The sequence below is a fragment of the Lysinibacillus sphaericus genome (assembly GCF_015844675.1).
GTDB classification, from domain to species: Bacteria; Bacillota; Bacilli; order Bacillales_A; family Planococcaceae; genus Lysinibacillus; species Lysinibacillus sphaericus_E.
The window spans coordinates 51,804-71,901 of sequence record NZ_LDGC01000005.1; the positions used below are offsets into that span (position 1 = coordinate 51,804).

A 20,098-nucleotide genomic window follows, 5' to 3' on the forward strand; every position below is an offset into this window, starting at 1 on the left:
TGTTTCCTCTTATTTTATTATTTAGCAGGAGTAACAACGGGTTATATTTTCAACTCTTTTATCCCTGCTTTTAATGTATCTGCATCTATTTTTAATGTTTTCCAGCTGTCTTTAGCTGATTTCAAGTTAGGTAGTAAAAATTTATATTTATTTTGTTCCGCTTTATCAGACGCTTTCTCGATATGTCTTAGTACTCCTGAATATTGAGAATCTAAGTCATTCCATTGCGTAGACATAAAAGTAAGGGCATTAATAGCATCATCAAGTGAATTGTACATCTCACTAATATTACTATGTGCAACGCCAACTACACGATTTAATGTTGTTTTATAATCAACTGTCTGTCTTAATTGTGCTAATAACGGTTCTAATTGACCTAATTGTTCTCTTGCTATCCCCAACATAACACCACCAGCAATCCACGTAGGAATAGAAGGCACAGATACTGTTATTATGCCATCAGACTCTAATTTCTTATAATAGTTTACTGATTCTAAAACTTCATTTAGACGCTTTTGATCATCCTCCACTGCAACCCCTTGGTTTTTTAAAATCGACTGTAAAAGCTCTTTGTTACTTCCAAACTCTCTAATATCTTGTCCAATATCCTTTTTTAATTTAGTTAATTCTTCTATTAATTGTTGTGCATACTTTTGATTTTGTTGAATCTCTTCTCGTAAATCTGTAATTCCTTCTATTAACGTCTCTCCATCTCCTGTATTTATTGCATCTACAATTATGTCATAATAATTTTCAAACTTGTTATCGAATTCAATAATACCTGTTAATGTATCTATAAGCTGTTTTTTAATCTTTGTATCCCATGTAAGAGCGTGTGCTCTAGCATCCTTTTGATCTTGTACAATTTTACCTGGTAAATCCGGATATCCATTAATATTAATTCCTTCAAAGTTCACATCTGGATTCTTAATTAACATATAAGAATAGGCATTCATAGATTTTGCAAAAAGTCCTGCCTTTTGCAAAGTTTCTTTCATCTTCACTTCATTTGCTGAAAGAGACGTATCACTATTGCTTGTTTGCTCAATTTTATTTGTCTCTGCAAATGCTGCTACTGGAGAGACTATCGAAGTTGTTGTCAAAGTTAAAAACGTCGATACAGCGAGTACTTTGTAAAGTGATTTTTTATTCATTTAATATTCCTCCTATAAGTATTTTATTTTCAATTTTTATCTTCTTGTTTAAAAGCAATGTCTTTTGCAATAAACTCCGCATCTTTATGAATATCATTCCAACTTTGTTTAGCCGCTTTTAAATCATCAGGTATTAAAGAGAGCTTATGATCTTGCATTTGATCGATATTATCATATAAGTCTTTATAATTTGCCCCCATTGTATTCCATTGTTGTTGAATATTCGTTAGAGACATGATTGCTTGATCCACTGTTTGATATAAGTATGTCAAAGTGTCTTTTGCGTTAGTAAGAGAAATAATCGCTTGGTTAGCAAAATCGGCTTTCATCGTTAATTCTCCGATTTTATTCGATATTTCGTTGTAAGAGTTCATATGATTAGATGCCGTAACACCAGCTGCTGTTCCTAAACCAATACCAGCTGCACCGAGAGCTGTAAGGCCGCCGACAACAAGCGGAGTTGCTGTACCACCAGTTACAACAATTACTACTCCTCCTGCAATAGTTCCAATAACTAAAATGGCTGCTCCTAATCCACCACCAATTGACCAGGCTAGTACATTGTCAAAATGTGCTTTTTGAGTGGAACGTAGATTCTCAATTTCAGCTTGAAGTTGCGGAACTAATGCCTGTTTGCCCGCTAATATTGCCGTTAATCCACCCTTCCCATCTGGACCACCAATATTATTTTTAAAATCTATAGTATTTGTATATAGCTTTGTTTTGAAGGTTTCTAACATTTTTATGACGGCTGTAACTTCTTCTGAATTTGTATCAATCGTACTGATTAAATCACCAATACCTTCTTTTAGCCCTTCCTTATCTTTCTTTTTTACAGTGTCTATTAAAGTGTCGTAATAATTATTAAATTGTTCATCGTAATTTACAATATTACGTGCTGTCTTTTGAATTTTTGGCTTCGCTGTATCTAACCAATAATTCGCATTGATTCGAGACAGTTCCTGATTAAGGTGAATATTTTTGATTAACTCTCCCCCTTCAGAACCTAAATCAATAGTTGATAGATTTACATTTGGTTGTTTAATCATTGTTTTTGCGTACAAATCCATTACAAGAATATGAGAACCTGTTTCAGCCAACGCTTTCTTCAGTCCTTCAGGTCCTAATGTATAATAATTGCCAATTTTTTGTTCTTGAGTGACCTGTTCTTGCGCAAGCGCCTGAATAGTGCCACTGTTAGTTGCGGTTATAACCGTTGCCAAAGTAGCCACGGTTAACACTTTATATGAAAATTTCTTCAAATCTAATCCCTCCTAATTTTTCGATAAACTATCAAAATTTATGAACTTGTTCTTCAAGTTGACCAATTACACTTTTTAATCGTCTTAATGTATCTTTTTGTGATAGATTGTTATCAGCATCAGTACTTAATTTTGCGATACTATTTTTTATTAAATTCAAATCTTCTTTATAGCGTTTCAATAGGTCAAGTTCTACATCCACTTGGCTAGCAAATGTATGCAAATCATGTTGCATAAAAAGAAGCATTGATTTTTGTAAGTCTGCTATCGATAGTTTCGTTGTTAAATCATATAATTTTTGGTTTTTTTGCTCCAAACCATCCAAATATTCTCGTTGTTCAGCCTTTAATTTATTTACTTCAGCGAAGGTACTATATGTTTTCTTGATTCTTTCTGAGTCAATTACTTTCATAAGGTCATACTCTTTCGCTTTTGTAGCTGCTGCTGCTGCAATTTCACCTTTATTATTTTTCTCAATTGCTTCACGCGCTTCTTTTTTGGCAGCTTCAATCTCTAAAGCAGATTTACCATTTTCATTTGCTTCTTGCTCTGCTTTTTTCTCTGCTTCTAAAATAGCGTTGTTAATTTCTCTTCCTTTGTTATACGCTACCGCCGCTGTTTGAGCAGCTGGTTCAATGATATCTTTTGAAAGACTATAGATCTCTTGGAATATTTTTAGTCCTTGCTCATTTAAAGCTCCTGGTAGAAAGGCAATTTTTTGCAAATCATCTTGAATTGATTTTTTAGTATCAAGCAATTCGCCTTTTAGCTTGTCTATCTTCCCTGTTCCTTCTAAACTAAGTACTTCCTGAGCTTTTGCCACATCAGTATCGAGATTTTTAAGTTTTTTATCAAGCTGTAATTGAAGATCTGTTAATTCATTAATTTGATATTGAATATTTTCTTGGTTTGTCATAACCATTTCTTGAAGGACTTCCAGCCTATCCAGGAAACCTTCCTTATCTTCCTTATTATCTACATATTCTTTTAATGTTGGATAATAGCTATTAAATTTAGTGGCGAATCCTTTACTTTTTGAATTAATTAGAATTAACTTTGGATAGAGTTCCGATGTCCATTCTTTCATATCTTGTTTTATTAGAAATTGATCTGTATGTAAAGCTGGTACTTCATCTAGCTGCACATTCGGGTTCATTAAAGATTGGTCTATATACATTTGGATTAATTTAGATTGTGCACCTAATTTTCTTAAAGATGAAGAAAGAGTCATGTTCTCTTCTTGAATTTCTGCTTGAGCAATAGGTGTTGCAAAAGTGTGTACAGGAATAACTCCTGTTGCAACAATGGATGTTATCATTAATCCTTTAATTAATTTCCTTTTCATTCTATTTACCTCCCTATTTAATATTTTTCATAATAATTCATACGTTTTTATATATATTTTGAGCACCCCCCAATTTACTTGAGTTTAGGAAAAATTCTTTCTATTTCCTATGATGTAAATTTTAGACATGTACACATTTTTTGGCAAATAACTACGAAATTAACCCATTTCAAGCTAAAATAGGCTATTTCACTGTAATTTTGAGTCTAAAAATTGATTAATATTAACAATAACCATCTGAATGTGTCAAAATACAGCGAAGTTCAGTCGTCTGACGTCTGAATAATGACATATTTTTGTTAATAATGGGGGAATTAGATGAATTGGAATAATTCTATCAATTTATTCCTTGGTATAATTACTTCCGGAATAGGCTTTGTGCTTACGCATGGGCTAGCACGATGTCGGTCATTTCAGTAATGCCATAGGGCGTTGAGGGATATCCTTGACTTTATAGTTACAAGGATCTTTTGAGATTTTGCATGTTTCTAGATTGAAATGTAAAGAACCAACTGCTTATTGAAGATTAGCAATTGGTTCTTTAATTAGACGTTTATTGTGTTTTGTAAAACTTATTAGCTCACCTAAACTAAGATTGGACTGTCATCCAGCGCGCATTTCTACCTTTTGAAATAAGTTTAATCTCACCTAATAATTGTAAATCAGTTAAAGCTTTACTAATTGTACTTTCGGCTATATCTGGATAAATGCTTCGGATACACTCTTTTGTAAAAGGTTGTTGTTGATTGTGAATGAAATTTTGAATTCGCTCTACCTTAGTATGTTTACATATAGAATCCAGTACTCTGCTATGTAAATCTTTATAAGCCTCTAAAATAATCATCAAGAACTCTTTTAACCAAAAGTTCATATTATGTCCATTACAATACCAATTAACCGATGATTTAAATATAGCTTCATAGTATTCAGATTCTCTTTTCTTTATATATTCATCTAAACAAACATATTTCACAAATGTATGTCCGCTTTTTACTAATAGTAATTGCATGAACATTAGTGTCAATCTACCATTACCTTGACTAAAAGGGATTATGCAATAAAAATTCAATATAAAACGAGCGATCAATATAAGTGTAGGCATCTCTTTTTTGCGGTTTAATAAATTGTACTGGTTGCATAATTGTTCTACAGCCTGTGGAATATTTTCAGGTGGAAGAGGACGATAACAAATCGTGTGCATTCCTTTTTCAGGAATAATTCCTGGGATAGAAAATGGCTTTTGGCGCCATTTCGCACTGTCAGAGGTATTATAATGAATTAATTGAAAATGCAATTCTTGTATAGTATCTGGACTTATAGAAAAAGTACGAGATTTTTTTTGTACAAGATTCAAAGTTTCATAAAAACAAAAAATCGCATCTTCTGAAATTGATTGGGGTATCATATCATCTAAAATAAGTTCTTTTAATCGCTTATTTGAAACTTTTATGTCCTCATAAACTGAAATAAAGTTTTTTATGTATTGAAGGGGTATAGCTTTTTCAAGGCTTGTGAATATATCAGGTCTTTGCTCTTTATAAGCGGTCAACATACCTTTATATTCACTAATTTCACTGACTAAAGTTATTAGTTGCTGATCAATATTTATGTACGGATCTTCGAAAAAATTTCTCATTTTTTTCCTCCTGCCACTATCTCTCCATGCTCTATTACACGAATATTTTTTGTTTTATAGGAGTTCCTAATGTTATTCTAGTATTACTTTTCAACTAACATCCGGTTTAATAGAGCTTTTACTTTTTAAAGAAAGAGGATTAATTTATCATTCCAAATTTTTGTATAAAGTTACTCTTGATTTTGAAATTTCTTTTTATGAATGCTTCATGAATATAGACGTTAGATATTATTAAATATCGGAATATTATCTTTTAAATGTACTGATATCTTTATTATTTTTGTGACATTTCTGTGTAATTTTCCGACATTTTTATTACGCTTATTAATTGAATGACCATTTTGTGTCCTTTTACTGTGTATATCAATTGCTAGCTAAACTTTTATTTATGTGTACTAACCATTTTGTTCGTCCTTTTTTAGCATTAATAATGAAAGAAATAAGCGGATATCATATCTTAATTAGACATGGTATCCGCTTGTTATTATTTCATTTTTTTATTTCATCGGTTAAATGCATAATATCGATCTTAATCACAACAAAAAGCACTCTTGGTATCAAAACCAAGAGTGCCGCATTATGCCTTGATGAAGCTCAACGCTCTATTTCTTTATGCTTTCTTTGCTTTTTGAAGATACATTTGACTATCTGCTACATTTAATAATTGCTTTGCTGTAGCCCCATCTTGTGGAAAACGTGCACAGCCAATACTTGCTGAAATCACAATTTGCTGTTCCTCGATGCTAAACGGCTCCTGTAAAAATTCATGTATTTTAGCTGTATACTGTTCAACTACATCTTGCATAGTCATATGTTCAACTAATAACACAAATTCATCTCCGCCAAGACGCGCCCAGACTTCCTGCTTTTGAGTAAATTGCTTGCACCGTTCCGCAAACATTTGTAGTAATAAATCTCCCTGTAGATGTCCATACTGGTCATTTACAGCTTTAAAGCCATTCAAATCTATGAAAAATAGGGAAAATACCTGATTCTCTTCAATTAAACGCTCCAACCGATCCAACACAGATTTACGATTCGGTAAATTCGTTAAACTATCATAATAAACAAAGTGCTCCAAATTTTTGGAGAGATCAATTGAACTTTTTAAATACTTATTTAAGTTTTGAATGCGTTTATAATGGTTAGATACATCATAAATTTCTATCATTAAATACGATGTATGCTCTATTTGTATATGTTGAATTAAAATATTTTGACGAGTTGGCTTCATCTTTGCACACTTATGTTCCACAAAATATTGATGCATCGCTGCTGAGCAAAAGCTTTTTTGTTTATCCAACAAAGCCTTTTCAAACATATAGGCATAAATCTTTTTATCAAAACGTGGAACAACTGTAGTGATCGGTAAACCTTTAACCTCATCTTCACTTTTACCTGTGTACTTGACTAACCATTTATTCCATAATTGAATGTTCAATTGCTCATCCAATAAAATAATGCCATTATCTAGCTGATTGACGATCGCTACATATAAATCATTCATCCAAATCCCTACTAATCTCGTCCACTTTTTGAATTAAAAATTCTATTGATTCTAATGAAAACTTAATTAAGATAATGCCTAGTACCTTTGAATTATCCACATCAAAACTTACATAAAGTAATAACACATTACTATCCCCAGAGCTAGTAAGTGTTTTATAAAACTCTCCTGCATTATGTAAAATTACTTGTGGCACATCATACTCTAGCTTCATTTTCAACAGGCTTCCCATACCGCCCATAATGGAATTTAGAATGATATTGCCTATTTCCTTTACAACATCAAAATCCTCATCATTAAATGAAAGTTCAGCATCCTCTTCTGTATATTCTTCCCCTAAGCAAAGCGCAGTCAAATATTTAATTTGCTCTGCCGGAAAAATAAAATCTGCTCTACCAGAAAAGACATTACCAAACTTTAAAGAGGTAGATAGTACTGTACCATTTATTACAGGAGTCAGCTCTTCTTGATTGCCAGACTTTAATTCTTGTAACCCTAGTAACGTTATCTCTGGTACTGACAAAAAAATTCTTTTTTGAAGAATTTCTGATAATAAGTTAGCTGCCTCGCCGACAAATACATTATACAGCTCTTTCAATATATCCTCTTGTGTTGTTGTCAACAACTAAATCACCCTTCTATCAATAATTCTATCTCCTTCAGTTTCGCAACATTTATCGGTTTATTAATAAATGCCAACGCTCCAGCAGATAAAACCTCGTCACGAACCGCCAATTGTACGTCAGCTGAAAGCACGATAATTTTAGCCGTTGGATATTTCTCTAATAATTGTCTAATTGCCTCTTGTCCACTCATCTTAGGCATTAATAAATCCATAAATACAAGGTCAGGTAGAAAAGTTGCAAATACTTCAATACCTTCAACACCATCATTTGCTGTTTCATAAACAGCATCAGGGTAAATAGATTTTAATGTTTGTATTGTTGTTTTTTGAGAAAACACGGAATCATCTACTACAAGTACTTTCATAAAAATTTTATCCTCCGCTATTAAAATCATGTTTCTTAAAATAGTATCACAATTATTCTTTATTTGAAAAATATTTAACTAGTTCTCTAAATGTTGGTGAAATATCTATAAAAAGTTTTTTACTAATTATTCTTCAAGGTATCAATATTTCACTAAAGGATACATTCGAGTTCATCGTTGGGTTAAAAAAGCGATGCCCTAGAGCGCAGATTCCGGGTAAATGGTGCAAAATAATCTAACCCTAATATGGTTCCATATCGAGAAAAAATATTATTTCAAAATAATTTATTACACACATTTAAATGAATAGCATCATTCATTCTTCCGATTTTATTGGTATTGAGAAATCGATAGCGAGTTAACAATATCTTCATATGAATGAAAGAAAGAACTGTTAGAATAAACCTCTAACACAGTACCAGCTTGAATAAAAACAGTCGTTTCAACATCGAAAATTATATTTACAAGTTCACGGTGAATTTAAGCCTATATAGAAAAGGAAAAAAAGCGCATTTTGAAATAATCAAAACACGCTTTTTCTATACTCTATTGATCGTTCTTTTATTATCAAGTGCCTTAAAGTAGCGTAGCTTTAGATGACGTACAATTCAATTAGTCGTGTACTGTCTTGCTGAAAGAAGTTAAATCTACACCGCAAACGATTTACTGTAAAATAATAGTTTTAGCTCGATCTTCATTGACTGTATAAAGGAAGAAGTTTAATGTAATATCTTTTTCTTTTATATTTTTAAATGTTTCTACTTGGTTATGTGTTCTTAACACTCCATCATTTGAACGAGTTTCAGCAAAGATTCTTTTGCCATTTTGATAAATAACATTTTGTGTGATACCACCAAATTGCTCGTTCTTACTTTCTGATTCAACAATTAAATCATTACCTTTCGTGTAGTAGGTAATATCAATTGGATACCCGTTTAACTCTGTTTTGATAGACTTTGGCACATCAGAAATATTTGTTAGCTCTACTTTGTCTTGCTTTTTAGCTTCATAAGAAACCTTCGCATCATTTAAAGTAAGTGAAATTTCTTTATTCGTAATATCCTTTATTAGCTCCTGTGTTTCAAAAGATATATAATCTTTATCAAAATATCCCGACAATTCCTGCTCACCAATACGTAATTTAATCTGACGATAATTGATATGACCTAGAGAATTAGAATCTATATTTTTTTCATCAAAATAAAGCTTCACCTTACTCGGTGTAATGACAAGCTCTTTAAAATGAAGTTGCTGAGAGCCTATCTCAATTTTTTCGTCTATATCCATAACAAAAGTAGACTTTTTAGCAAGATCTTGATTATATTGGAAATCTAGGTTCCACGTTTCTGTTTTATAACTTACTGTATCAGTATAACTTAAAAATACCCCTAATTTTTCTACCGCTTCTTTTTGTATCTCTAGTGAATCACTTCTTTTAATGACATTTGCTTGAGGGCGTTTATGAGTGACGCCAAAACTCGCAATGGTTTCATCTTGAATTTTATAAGATACATATGCGTCTTCTATGTTATTGGACTCTTCCAGGTCGATAAGATAATCCAATATATATTGTCCGTTTTGATAATCCTTTGAAATGAAATCTATTTTTGATATTCCATCTTGATTAATAGTAATCTTTTCAGGGAACGCGTTCGATTGAACTACATTTTTTAATCCTATACTTTTCTGCTGTATCTCCTTTACACCACCAAGTTGAAGTGTAACATTGCTGTAGTGTGGGATTTCCTCATCTGTTTTTAGAATCCCTACTAATTGATCTGTTTCCTGATTATATACTGCGTTAGCCTCCATCTTTATTTCTTTGCCGTCACTTATTTTTAGTAATGCTTGTTCGAAGTCTGCATAATCTATTGGATAATCGTGATCAATATCTAAGCTAAAGTTAATAGTAGTACCATTTTGATCTGAAATTACATTATGAATATTTAATACACCAGCTTCGTTTTCTACTGATTTATTGACTTCCTGTCCAAAGCCATTTTCTAAAGAAGTAATAACGCCTGTTCTATTCATATTTCGCATCCAGTCCAAGATTTCTGTTGTATATTTGGCAAATACAGGTGTGACTGATAAAACAATTGTAAACATAATGGCAGTTAATATAATTTGGGGTTTATAGCTATGTTTTTTAGTTTTATAATTATGATTTTGTTGTTTACGGATGATTTTACTCCACATTTCATTCTCATTAGGATAATCTACTTGATCGTACTTCACTTTTTCTTTTATTAAATCGTCCATACTACTCACGCTGATTCCTCCATTCGTATAATAAATTTTCATCTATTTGGATAACCTTTTTCATTAATTTTTTACCTTTAAAAAGCCTCGATTTAACCGTCCCCTCAGGGATTTTTAGAATTTCAGCGATTTCCCTATCTTTACAATCATGCACATATTTCAATACCATTACCTTTCGAATACGAACAGGCAGTTTGTTCATTAAATCGACTAACTCACTTTTATTTTCATTGAGCTGTATTGTTCGCTCAATATTTTGGGTATTGTCAACTCGTATAAAAGATAGGAAATCAAAATTCTCTTTTAATAGCAGCTTGTTCTTTTTCTTTAAATAATTTCGTGACATATTCATAGCAATACTAAGTAACCAAGATTTTTGATTTTGTATTGCTTGAAAATCTTCACTCAAAGCTTTTGCAAATACATCCTGACAAAGATCCTCTGCATCGTATTTATTTTGAAGCATGTAATAGCAAGCTCTGAAAACGTCTTTATAATATGTTTGAAACAATACTCTCTCATCGCTAATTTGTTTCACAATCCCACCTCCTTTTCCGATTTCTACACAAGTAACAATTTAGGATTATAAATAGTTCATTTTTTCAAAAAAACTTTTACTTACTTTCGTTAAATGATGATGTTCATAATTCGAATTTATGTATGAGCATACTTCTACAGAATATTGTAAATAGAAGATTGATTCCAACAGAAGAACAGAGAATTACCTACAATCGAAAGTAGCAAAAAGCCAACAAAGAATTACTAAGTACATAAATCAGTGCTGTTTTTCTCATCGAAAAACTCCAAAAAGGCTTAGGAATAACTCCTAAGCCTTTCTCTTCTTAAAATAGTTCGAAATAATTCTGACCCTCCAATTGCATTTCCATTATAAAAAATAAAACCTTTGTTATGCTAACAGACGTTAAGCATAAAAGTCGATTTTCCCAATCAGTTTGCTTCAAGTAATGCATTTACATACTATCTTTCTCACTTTAAAGTTCCTATCCAAACATCTCCTTCGTGGAGACTATATTGCAGGAAACTCCCAAATTTATTTTCAAATTTTATGGTTTCATATGCCTTTCCTTTAATTTTTGATACCGCTTCTTTTAATCATTCATTTAAGTCGTTTTCATTATAATAATCAAGCTCTATTTGCAAATCCCATTGGAATTGTTCTCTCAACATATCTTACATTAACCCCTCCTGCATGAACATATTTTACCATTAAAACAAAAAACCTTGTTGAACTATTCTGCCCTGTTAAAAAAAAGAGTCTTCACTTGTTGTAAGTTAAAGTGGAAAATTTCACAAATAATAAAAAATAGATTATACTGGACTAAATATCATATTTGATAAGGAGCATTTCCTATGACCGAGAATAATCAAACTGAAGTACCAAAAAAAAAAATTAGCCTACAAGAGGCAGTGAAGCAGCAACTTGAAAACAAAAAGAACCTTTCCACTGCTAATAAAGGAAAAAAACATGCCGACCTTTCAACAAAAAAAATGAAAAGCCAGCAAACGAAAAAAACAAGCAATACTCGTAGAAAAATGGGTGTCTAATCTACCGACAATACCGGAAAGACATATTACCTGGTAAAGCTGTTAATATTGTAAAGTGAAAAAGCATTCACCTGAATGCTTTTTTATTCTTTTCATTTTATAACTTGTTTAGCTAAATGTTTTGTTAGTTCAATATAAAAAAGCTACCTATGCAACTCAATGATCTTTAATTAAGGCTCTCCGTTAGCCATCCATGAAGCGCTAAAATAAGCAATTCACCACAGATAATGAAAGATGATAAATTTCTTTCATGGGAGTTGAAGAATAATTTATTCATTTGGTTGAAATTTGATTGATTTTGCTTGATACATTTTATCCTTAAAAACATAAGTAATTTGAATATCACCTATATTTCCACCTGCTTGAGAAATTTGACCGCCTATTTTTGCAATAAGTTGATTATCCTTTATTTCAAAGCTGATAAGATTGCCAAAATATATATCAGGAAATAAATGATTAGGCTCAATTTTTAAAGGTTTAGTATCAATTACATATTTCTTTTCACCAATACTAATAATCGCTTTATTAGAATATAACTTGGTCTTTACGTTTTTTAACACTATTCCAATTGGATCATCAACAAGCACTTCAACTAGTACTTCAACAATCTCCTTATTTATTCTTTGATTTTTGATTTGGAAAACGTGAACTTCTTGTTCTAATATTCCAATACCAGTTCCCTTGGTCAAAATTATGATTAACTCATACGGCCATGAAAATCAATTTTAAAATCTGTATATACACCATTCATCTTTTTAGCATAAAGGGTAACATCTGCTTTATCAGATTTTGTAATTTCCTTGTATTCAATTATCATTGCTTTAGTTTTCGATAAAATACCAAAAAGTGAAATGGCGATAATTAACAAAAGAACTTTTTTCATAACAAAACACCTCATATTAGTGTTCTCTATAACTTTCTGTTTATACCACTAAACCGTTCCGTTGGTATTACAAAACGGAATCTTTTTGAAAACATAAAAAATCAAAGCTATTTTCTCTTACATTAAAACCTCCAAAAAAGGCTTAGGAATGTCTCCTTATCCTTTCATTCTTTCTAATATTGAGTAATGTTGATTAGAAATCAGATTTTTTTATGGCGAATTTCACTAAATTTCTCATTTTGACATACTTCAATCATTCTCTTGGGCAATGGCATAAAAAAAAGCTGCCGCCTGTAAAATACAGACAGCAACTCAACTAGAGTAGCCGTTAAGATCTATGCGAGCTACATTATAATTCTCTATTAGTTTTTGGTATACTCATTTTTTAAGATGCTTATTTATTGAAAACTTTGTCACTAATAAACAGCAAGTGGCCCATAAGGACCTTCGATAATTTCTATTTTTGTTTCGAAAATATCTGTCAAAATTTCTGGGTCCATAACCTCTTCTACTGTTCCAAAAGCGGCAATTTGTCCATCTTTCATAGCACAAATTCTATCAGAATATTTGGCAGCAAAATTGATATCATGCATAACAGTCAAAATTGTTCTTCCAAATTCATTCGCCGCACGTCTCAAATGCTCCATCATTTGAACAGAACGAGCAACATCAAGATTGTTCAGAGGCTCGTCCAAGAGTACATATTCAGTTTCTTGGCATAAAACCATTGCTACATATGCCCTTTGTCTTTGACCACCTGAAAGCTCATCTAAATATCGATCTTCTAAATTAGTCAAATCTAAAAAATCGATATATTTGGAAATAATAGCCTCATCTTCTTTAGTCAATCTTCCCTTTGAATAAGGAAATCGTCCAAATCCAACTAGCTGTCTAATAGTAAGCCTAGTTACAAAATGATTTTCCTGTCGCAATATAGTTAAAATCTTTGCTAAGTCTTTTGATTTGGATTCAGCAATATCCATATTTGCCACCTGAATTTGGCCTTCCTCCATATCCAAAAGTCTTCCAATCATCAAAAGGGTCGTAGACTTTCCAGCGCCATTTGGTCCAATTAAAGAAGTAAAACCCGCTTTTGGTATTTCAATATTCAAAGGTCCTATTTTTACCTCATCAGTATAGAACTTTTTTACATTATCAATTTTTATCATAAAGCCCTCTTCCTTAAAACTACAGTTAAAAATATTATTCCACCAAATAATTCAATAATAACTGAAACTACACCTTGAGCATGGAATACATGATACATCAAAAAGTATGCACTCGTTAATATCAAAAATCCTATAGCAAGAGCCATTGGAAGAATATATCTATGATCATAAGTAGATGCCGCCTGATAGCTCAAAGTTGCAACTAAAAAGCCATAGAAAGTAAGTGGTCCTATCAAAGCTGTTGAAATTGACATCAAAATAGCAACTAATACAAGCGTATAAATTACACTAGATTGATACTTAACTCCAAAAGAAGTAGACACATCCTTTCCTAGTGACAATATATTTAGGTTCTTAGAATGAGCAAGAAGTAATAATGCTACAATTATTACCATAGGAATTACGATAGGAAAATATGCTGAATCCGCATTATTAACAGAACCAAACAATCTTGCCTGTAAAATATCAAATTCAGAAGGCGCAAGTAGTCTTCTCATGAAAGTTGACACAGAATTTAGCCCAGTACCAATAATAATTCCAACTAAAAGCATCAGTTGTAAATTCCCGTATTTACCAGAAAGGAGCCATCCATAAAGTATCAGACTCATCAAGACCATAACGACAACTTGAAATAAAAATGATCCAATCCCTGTAAAATTTATCAATGCACTAGCACCAAAGAAAAATATTGTACTAGTATGAATTGTTGAGTAAAGTGCTTCGAAACCTAAAAGTGAAGGAGTGATAATCCTATTATTCGTAATCGTTTGGAAAGCAACCGTCGACAAGCTCTGACAAACTGCTGCAATAATCATTGCAACAAGAGCTACTATCCTTCTCATAACAACTGGGATAAAAGAAGGTGAATCTACTGGAACTGGATTGTTATAAACTAATAGTCCATATGAAGAAAGGACCCCCAAAGCAATCAATGTTATTAGCAAAATCCAATAACGTCTTTCTTCCTTCTTAGAACGAAAAGCCCTAGCTGATCTATTTTCATTATGAAGGCTAGAATCGATTTCAACATTTTCTTTATTTCTATATTCCAATGTGTTCATCGGTGCCTCCTCGGCTTTCTTTGTCTCAATAAAATAGTAATAAACACGACTGACCCCACTGTTCCAAGTATTAAAGAAACAGGTACTTCAAAAGGCATTATAATTGTTCGAGAAATGATGTCACAGGCAGTTACAGTCCCCATTCCTATCAAACATACCCAAGGTAAATTACTCCTCAGATCATCGCCTCTATACATTGAAACAATGTTTGGGACAATTAAACCTAAGAAAGGTAAGTTTCCAATAACAGCTGCAACAATTCCAACTGCAAGAGAAATAAGAGCAGTCCCCACAAGAACAACCCTATTGTAATTAACGCCAAGGCTTGTTGCGACATCTTCTCCTAGTCCAGCTAAAGTCAATTTATTCGCATAAATAAAAATAAACAAAGTAACGATAACAATTAGCCATAAATATTCATATCTTCCCACCTGAACAGGTGCAAAAGAACCTACAAACCAAGTCTCAATACTTTGTGTCATTTGAAAAAGGAGTCCCATAAAAGTGGACACTGCAGAAATGACTGCCCCAAGCATCAATCCAATAATCGGGACAATTAAAGACGAACGAAGTTTAACTCTTCTTAAAAATAAAAAGAAAATCATAGTTCCTATAAAAGAAAAAATGATTGCACCAGTCATTCTTAAAACTAAAGTCGGGGCAGGAAATAATAAATAAACTAAAAGTAGCCCTAAACCTGACCATTCAATAGTCCCTGTTGTAGTAGGTTCAACAAAACGATTTTGTGTAATCAATTGCATTACGAGTCCTGCCATTGACATAGCAGCTCCAGTAAGCATTAATGCAACTGTTCTCGGAACACGAGTTATGAAAAACATCTCCATTCCATCCTCTTGTCCACGTATATCATAAACTCCAGTAAACAGTGATATAATGCCTAAAATAATAACAACTATAATCGCTAATATAAAAGGTTTTGTCCATATTTTATTGTAGTTATAAAACTGGGGTTGAGAATTTATCTCAACCCTAGAAGTTATATTTTTCAGCACTTTTTTTACTCCTTTACACTACTTAGCTAAAGTATTTGCAAGGTTTTCAAACAACTCTATATACGTTTGAATTGATTCATTTGTGTAAGTATCTGCAGGTGCATAAATAATATGTTTTTTAGAAACAGCAGTTGTTTTTTGAAGAGCAGGTGCGTTAGCAATAACATCCTGAGCAGGAACTGCATCTTTTTCACCAGATATTGCAGCATCACGATCTAATACGAAAAGCCAATCAGGATTACTTTGTGCAATAGCTTCAACAGAAACTTCATCACCTTTATGATCTGAAGTAGAATCGGCAACTTCTAATGCTGGTGCCCAACCGAAAATTTCATACATCGGTCCCCAAACACGTCCAGAATGAGGAGCTGCAAAACCAATATCCCCACCACCAACGATAACACTCATCACTTTATCTGTTCCATTATAAGCAGATTTAGCATTTTCGATAACTTTATCAAAATCAGCTACCACTTGTTTAGCTTCTTCATTTTTATCGAAAATTTGCCCTAAAGCAATTGTAGAATTTTTAAGTCCATTTACTAAGTTTTCCCCAGGTGTAGCAGCTTCCTCAGAAACATCTACATTAAGATCAATAACAACTGCATTTGGTACTAATTTTTTGATCTCTTCGTAATAGTCTGCAAATCTTTGACCGACGATTACAAGTTCAGGGTTTGCTGCCGCTATAATTTCAAGATTTGGTTCACGGTGATTCCCAATATTTTGAACTGATTCATCACTTACATATGGTGAATCCGCAGGCATTACGTCCTTTGGAACAGCTGCTAGTTCAATTTTCCAATCAGCTAAAGTTTCAAAAGTTCTATTATCCAAAGCAACTACATTCTTTGGGTTTACAGGAACAGTAACAGTTCCGTGGGCATCAGTGATTTCAACTGTAGCAGGTTTAGCAACTTCTTTACTTCCATTATCTTCATTAGACGTTGACTCTTGATTAGATTTATTGCTTGAATCTGAACAAGCTACTAACATCAATGTCAAAACTGCAATAATACCAACAAATTTTAAAAACATAGATTTCTTCATACTCATACTCCTTATTATGTAATTTATTTCGAAAATGATGAAGTCTATAAATTGAATTGGATAGTAATTGCTAGCCATTCCAATCGCTATTGATAATCATTTTCATTTAACCGTTCTGTGAAAAAGTATAGTCTTTATTTCTGTGAAAATCTTGTGAAAAATATAAGATGATAAATAAAGTTTTTTCAAATTAAGTATTGGATACAAGAAAGTAATGAGTGAAATATTTTTTTATAGTTTCCTTCTCTTCAATAGCTCCAAGAAACTGCTTGATTATCAGAACAAAAAAACGAGCAAAACTAATTGAAACTGTTTTTACTCGTTTTTTCGATTATGTTTACTATTATTTACTGTTACAAACTGTACACTATTCAATCATTGAATAGCCCCTGCCATGTATTGTTTGAATATATCTGTCTTTCTTCTCGCACTTTAGCTTTTTTCTTAAATACCCAATATATAAATCCACTACGTTTGGATTTACTGCTACGTCATATCCCCAAACCTGGTTCAAAAGCATTTCACGGCTTAATATTGTATTTTTATTCTTGATTAAAAATACAAGTAAGTCATACTCGCGCTTAGTAAGCGGAAGATTTTCGCCACCTTTTGTCATAATATTGCTGGATGCATCAACGAAGAGATCTTTAAATCGAAAGGAATCATTCTCGATTGGCTGAATACAGTCCCCTCTTCTTAAAACAACTTCTATCCTTGCTACTAATTCTTCTTTCACAAATGGTTTTCTTATATAATCATCTGCTCCTGCTTGTAATCCAGCAATGCAGTCCTTGCTGGACACATTGTCGGTTACAATGATTATCGGGGTCGTTTTAACAGCCCTTATTTGTCTGCAAATTTCCGGTCCAGATATACTTAACGAATCCCAATCCAATACGATAATATCCCAATCTTGCTCATATACTATATGTAAACCTTTGTTTTCATTGTGAAGTGTTAAATTGAAATAGCCTTCTTGCTTTAGACCACTTACGATTTTCTTTGCTAAAGAGCGTTCATTCTTAATTACCAACACCTGCTTCACCTATAGTTCACCTCTGCTTCATTCATAAAATTATTTATCACAAAAAAGAATATCGGATTTATAAATCTTAAATTTCTAAAAAACTATTATAACAACTCGTATGGATAAATTCGGGATAATTTACAATAAATATGTATAAAACGCATTAGATAGTTAAACGTTGCGACACCACACTCATTAGTGTATTAAGCACCCTCATGCTAGTATAAATTAATCAAATAACAGCTGGAATGTGAATAGATGGACATTTGGATTCTATTCTACTCCCACAATATCGATAATGATTATCATTGTCAATAAAACCAGAACCACCTGTATAATCGAATATTGAGGGGGAAACGTTTGGGGATTGAATTCACAGCTCTTCATAGGATTTACGTTGTTTTTATTGTCCTTATTATTGCAGTGTCACTACCTTTTCTTTTTTCTATGGTCAGACTCAACCTCTCAAAAAATATCAAAAAGCCATACCTTGTTTTGATATGGCTTTCGCTTACATTATGATTTTGATTAATGTATATCTATTTTTAACATGCATTTTCAAACATTTTAATAATCTTCCTAAGATAACTCTCACAATTCTTTTTGACAACAATTCATTAAATTACAGAAAAGAAGCTTGTTATATCTGAATATTTCGATAACTCATTTCGGAGGTTTTAATTTCTTTTTGTTTTATAAAATCAGATGTAATTCCTATTATTAAGCTCAATAATAGATAGTAATAGTTTATCTAATCTCATTCATAAATATTGACAAATCATTCATAGTTAGTGGTTTAGATATGTAAAAACTTTGTATAGAATCATATTCGGCTTCTGATAGGGAATTAAGCTGCTCAACACTTTCTACGCCTTCTATAATAACCTTTAGATTTAAAGCTTTGATAAACTTTGTTAGCATTTCAATTACCTTTTTATTTGATTGGCCACCAATAAACAACCTATCGAGCTTTACCCCATCAAGTGGGAACAAGGAAATGTATTGAAAATTCAGATTTCCTGAACCGAAGTCATCAATAAATATAATATGACCACGATCACGAATAATTTTTAAATTCTCTCTTACTTCTATCCCCATTAGGGTTTCCTCGGTTATTTCAAAAGCAATTCGACTATTGTTATTAAAATTAATTTCATTAAGATGTTCGATTAGCCAAGAAATATCTTTTATTAATGCAGATGTTAGGTTAATAGAGACATAAACTATATCATTATACCTTTTCAACAAATCCACAGCTTTATTAACAATATTTTTGGTTAATTCCACCAAATTCTCTATATCTAAAATCGGCATAAATATACCTGGTGATATTGAACCAGATTCTTCACACTTCCATCTACTTAGTGCTTCAAAGGATACTTGTCTATTATTGTGTAATATCGGTTGAAAAACGATTTCAAACTCATCCGTTAATAAACCTTTATGTGAAATGTACTCTTTTATCGCATTACTATTCATGTTTTGCAAATAGACTTGTTTAACGTAATTTAACGCTGGAAGTCTTCTATCTTTAACAGATAGATAATGTATCTTCAAATAGTCAATATTCGCTAAATCTTGAATAATCAAATGTGCTTGCGACTGAACATTACAGACTACTATATATTCCTTATCAAATACTCTATAACATTCAACTTCTGTTTGATATATAGCTAATTTCCTCTTAACCACATCTATACATTTAGAAGTATTCAAGTTATGCCAACTTGAAATAGTAATATATACTAAAGCGAAAGATTTTTTATCTTCAATACTTTTTAACACTGACTTTCGATTTGATTCAAATTTTGTTATCCCAGTCTCCATCCTAATTCCTCCAATAGGGCAGTTTACCTCCATTTTCTATCAAAAAATTAGTTTCTTTTTTAATATTTTATAAAGCTAATCTGTAGTTTGCATGAATTTAATGTGAAGTTTACCTGTAGTATCAATTAATGTTTAAGTACAAAATACATTCATGCTAGCTCTAAAATTCATCTCAATCATAGTAGCAGATTGTTCTTCTGTCGATTTTAAGACAAGTAGCGTATACAGAAATTGGTGATGTCATCGCAAACGAAATACCTATAGAAGTAATGGCCATCAATGCCTATTATTCGTTTTTTCAGTTTTTTCATAATATTCCCCCTTTTATCAAGTTATCATATGACAC

The 20,098-nt window shown here is 32.1% G+C and carries 18 protein-coding genes; 1 reads left to right on the plus strand and 17 read right to left on the minus strand.

The features are described from left to right. Window positions 1-41 precede the first annotated feature (41 nt). The 9 genes from ABE34_RS01885 to ABE34_RS01925 all read right to left on the minus strand — a co-directional run bounded on the left by ABE34_RS01885 (window position 42) and on the right by ABE34_RS01925 (window position 10,694). Window positions 42-1,154: an HBL/NHE enterotoxin family protein gene (locus ABE34_RS01885; RefSeq protein WP_197140030.1), complete on the minus strand. Its 1,113-nt coding sequence runs from the start codon at window positions 1,152-1,154 to the stop codon at window positions 42-44. A 29-nt stretch (window positions 1,155-1,183) separates the two neighbouring features. Continuing rightward, a complete protein-coding gene (locus tag ABE34_RS01890) occupies window positions 1,184-2,416 on the minus strand; it encodes an HBL/NHE enterotoxin family protein (protein WP_197140031.1) in 1,233 nt (410 codons plus the stop codon). 31 nt (window positions 2,417-2,447) lie between these two features. Then, a complete protein-coding gene (locus ABE34_RS01895) occupies window positions 2,448-3,761 on the minus strand; it encodes an HBL/NHE enterotoxin family protein (protein WP_197140033.1) in 1,314 nt (437 codons plus the stop codon). A 589-nt stretch (window positions 3,762-4,350) separates the two neighbouring features. Continuing rightward, window positions 4,351-5,397: a Fic family protein gene (locus tag ABE34_RS01900; protein ID WP_197140034.1), complete on the minus strand. Its 1,047-nt coding sequence runs from the start codon at window positions 5,395-5,397 to the stop codon at window positions 4,351-4,353. 610 nt (window positions 5,398-6,007) lie between these two features. Further along, window positions 6,008-6,904, minus strand: a complete 897-nt coding sequence (locus ABE34_RS01905) for a diguanylate cyclase domain-containing protein (protein WP_197140035.1) — start codon at window positions 6,902-6,904, stop codon at window positions 6,008-6,010. Beyond that, window positions 6,897-7,526, minus strand: a complete 630-nt coding sequence (locus tag ABE34_RS01910; protein ID WP_197140036.1) for a hypothetical protein — start codon at window positions 7,524-7,526, stop codon at window positions 6,897-6,899. The genes ABE34_RS01905 and ABE34_RS01910 overlap by 8 nt, the downstream gene beginning before the upstream one ends. 8 nt (window positions 7,527-7,534) lie before the next feature. Continuing rightward, window positions 7,535-7,894: a response regulator gene (locus ABE34_RS01915; RefSeq protein ID WP_094075061.1), complete on the minus strand. Its 360-nt coding sequence runs from the start codon at window positions 7,892-7,894 to the stop codon at window positions 7,535-7,537. A gap of 663 nt (window positions 7,895-8,557) precedes the next feature. After that, window positions 8,558-10,156 carry a DUF4179 domain-containing protein gene (locus ABE34_RS01920; protein WP_206700633.1) on the minus strand — a complete coding sequence of 533 codons (1,599 nt, stop codon included), beginning with the start codon at window positions 10,154-10,156 and terminating at the stop codon, window positions 8,558-8,560. A 1-nt stretch (window position 10,157) separates the two neighbouring features. Continuing rightward, complete coding sequence (locus ABE34_RS01925) at window positions 10,158-10,694, minus strand: sigma-70 family RNA polymerase sigma factor (RefSeq protein WP_197140038.1); 537 nt, start codon at window positions 10,692-10,694, stop codon at window positions 10,158-10,160. Between the two features lie 833 nt (window positions 10,695-11,527). Here ABE34_RS01925 and ABE34_RS01930 point away from each other — a divergent pair. Next, window positions 11,528-11,722, plus strand: a complete 195-nt coding sequence (locus tag ABE34_RS01930) for a hypothetical protein (RefSeq protein ID WP_197140039.1) — start codon at window positions 11,528-11,530, stop codon at window positions 11,720-11,722. Between the two features lie 269 nt (window positions 11,723-11,991). Here the strand turns inward: ABE34_RS01930 and ABE34_RS01935 are convergent, their stop codons facing one another. From ABE34_RS01935 to ABE34_RS01965, 8 genes are all read right to left on the minus strand, one after another. After that, the gene (locus ABE34_RS01935; protein WP_241747061.1) at window positions 11,992-12,411 is read right to left on the minus strand and encodes a hypothetical protein; all 420 of its coding nucleotides are present in this window, start codon (window positions 12,409-12,411) and stop codon (window positions 11,992-11,994) included. Window positions 12,412-12,419: 8 nt separating this feature from the next. Further along, the gene (locus ABE34_RS24905; protein WP_241747062.1) at window positions 12,420-12,605 is read right to left on the minus strand and encodes a hypothetical protein; all 186 of its coding nucleotides are present in this window, start codon (window positions 12,603-12,605) and stop codon (window positions 12,420-12,422) included. A 416-nt stretch (window positions 12,606-13,021) separates the two neighbouring features. Beyond that, window positions 13,022-13,774 carry an iron ABC transporter ATP-binding protein gene (locus ABE34_RS01940; protein WP_197140040.1) on the minus strand — a complete coding sequence of 251 codons (753 nt, stop codon included), beginning with the start codon at window positions 13,772-13,774 and terminating at the stop codon, window positions 13,022-13,024. Next, window positions 13,771-14,835: an iron chelate uptake ABC transporter family permease subunit gene (locus ABE34_RS01945; RefSeq protein WP_197140041.1), complete on the minus strand. Its 1,065-nt coding sequence runs from the start codon at window positions 14,833-14,835 to the stop codon at window positions 13,771-13,773. Before ABE34_RS01945 ends, ABE34_RS01940 begins: the two co-directional genes overlap by 4 nt. After that, the gene (locus tag ABE34_RS01950) at window positions 14,832-15,848 is read right to left on the minus strand and encodes an iron chelate uptake ABC transporter family permease subunit (RefSeq protein ID WP_197140042.1); all 1,017 of its coding nucleotides are present in this window, start codon (window positions 15,846-15,848) and stop codon (window positions 14,832-14,834) included. The genes ABE34_RS01945 and ABE34_RS01950 overlap by 4 nt, the downstream gene beginning before the upstream one ends. Window positions 15,849-15,866: 18 nt before the next feature. Continuing rightward, a complete protein-coding gene (locus ABE34_RS01955; RefSeq protein ID WP_197140043.1) occupies window positions 15,867-16,898 on the minus strand; it encodes a siderophore ABC transporter substrate-binding protein in 1,032 nt (343 codons plus the stop codon). A 367-nt stretch (window positions 16,899-17,265) separates the two neighbouring features. Continuing rightward, window positions 17,266-17,943 (minus strand): winged helix-turn-helix domain-containing protein, encoded by a 678-nt coding sequence (locus ABE34_RS01960; protein ID WP_197140044.1) that lies wholly within the window; start codon window positions 17,941-17,943, stop codon window positions 17,266-17,268. Window positions 17,944-18,672: 729 nt separating this feature from the next. Then, on the minus strand, window positions 18,673-19,752 hold the full coding sequence (locus tag ABE34_RS01965) for an EAL domain-containing protein (RefSeq protein ID WP_197140046.1): 1,080 nt from the start codon (window positions 19,750-19,752) through the stop codon (window positions 18,673-18,675). Window positions 19,753-20,098 lie beyond the last annotated feature (346 nt).

Bases quoted from the DNA above. Each gene is read 5' to 3' on its own strand.
- ABE34_RS01895 (WP_197140033.1), bottom strand. From the start codon at position 3,761: ATGAAAAGGAAATTAATTAAAGGATTAATGATAACATCCATTGTTGCA.
- ABE34_RS01885 (WP_197140030.1), bottom strand. From the start codon at position 1,154: ATGAATAAAAAATCACTTTACAAAGTACTCGCTGTATCGACGTTTTTA.
- ABE34_RS01930 (WP_197140039.1), top strand. From the start codon at position 11,528: ATGACCGAGAATAATCAAACTGAAGTACCAAAAAAAAAAATTAGCCTA.
- ABE34_RS24905 (WP_241747062.1), bottom strand. From the start codon at position 12,605: ATGAAAAAAGTTCTTTTGTTAATTATCGCCATTTCACTTTTTGGTATT.
- ABE34_RS01920 (WP_206700633.1), bottom strand. From the start codon at position 10,156: ATGGACGATTTAATAAAAGAAAAAGTGAAGTACGATCAAGTAGATTAT.
- ABE34_RS01940 (WP_197140040.1), bottom strand. From the start codon at position 13,774: ATGATAAAAATTGATAATGTAAAAAAGTTCTATACTGATGAGGTAAAA.
- ABE34_RS01915 (WP_094075061.1), bottom strand. From the start codon at position 7,894: ATGAAAGTACTTGTAGTAGATGATTCCGTGTTTTCTCAAAAAACAACA.
- ABE34_RS01955 (WP_197140043.1), bottom strand. From the start codon at position 16,898: ATGAAGAAATCTATGTTTTTAAAATTTGTTGGTATTATTGCAGTTTTG.
- ABE34_RS01900 (WP_197140034.1), bottom strand. From the start codon at position 5,397: ATGAGAAATTTTTTCGAAGATCCGTACATAAATATTGATCAGCAACTA.
- ABE34_RS01965 (WP_197140046.1), bottom strand. From the start codon at position 19,752: ATGGAGACTGGGATAACAAAATTTGAATCAAATCGAAAGTCAGTGTTA.
- ABE34_RS01945 (WP_197140041.1), bottom strand. From the start codon at position 14,835: ATGAACACATTGGAATATAGAAATAAAGAAAATGTTGAAATCGATTCT.
- ABE34_RS01905 (WP_197140035.1), bottom strand. From the start codon at position 6,904: ATGAATGATTTATATGTAGCGATCGTCAATCAGCTAGATAATGGCATT.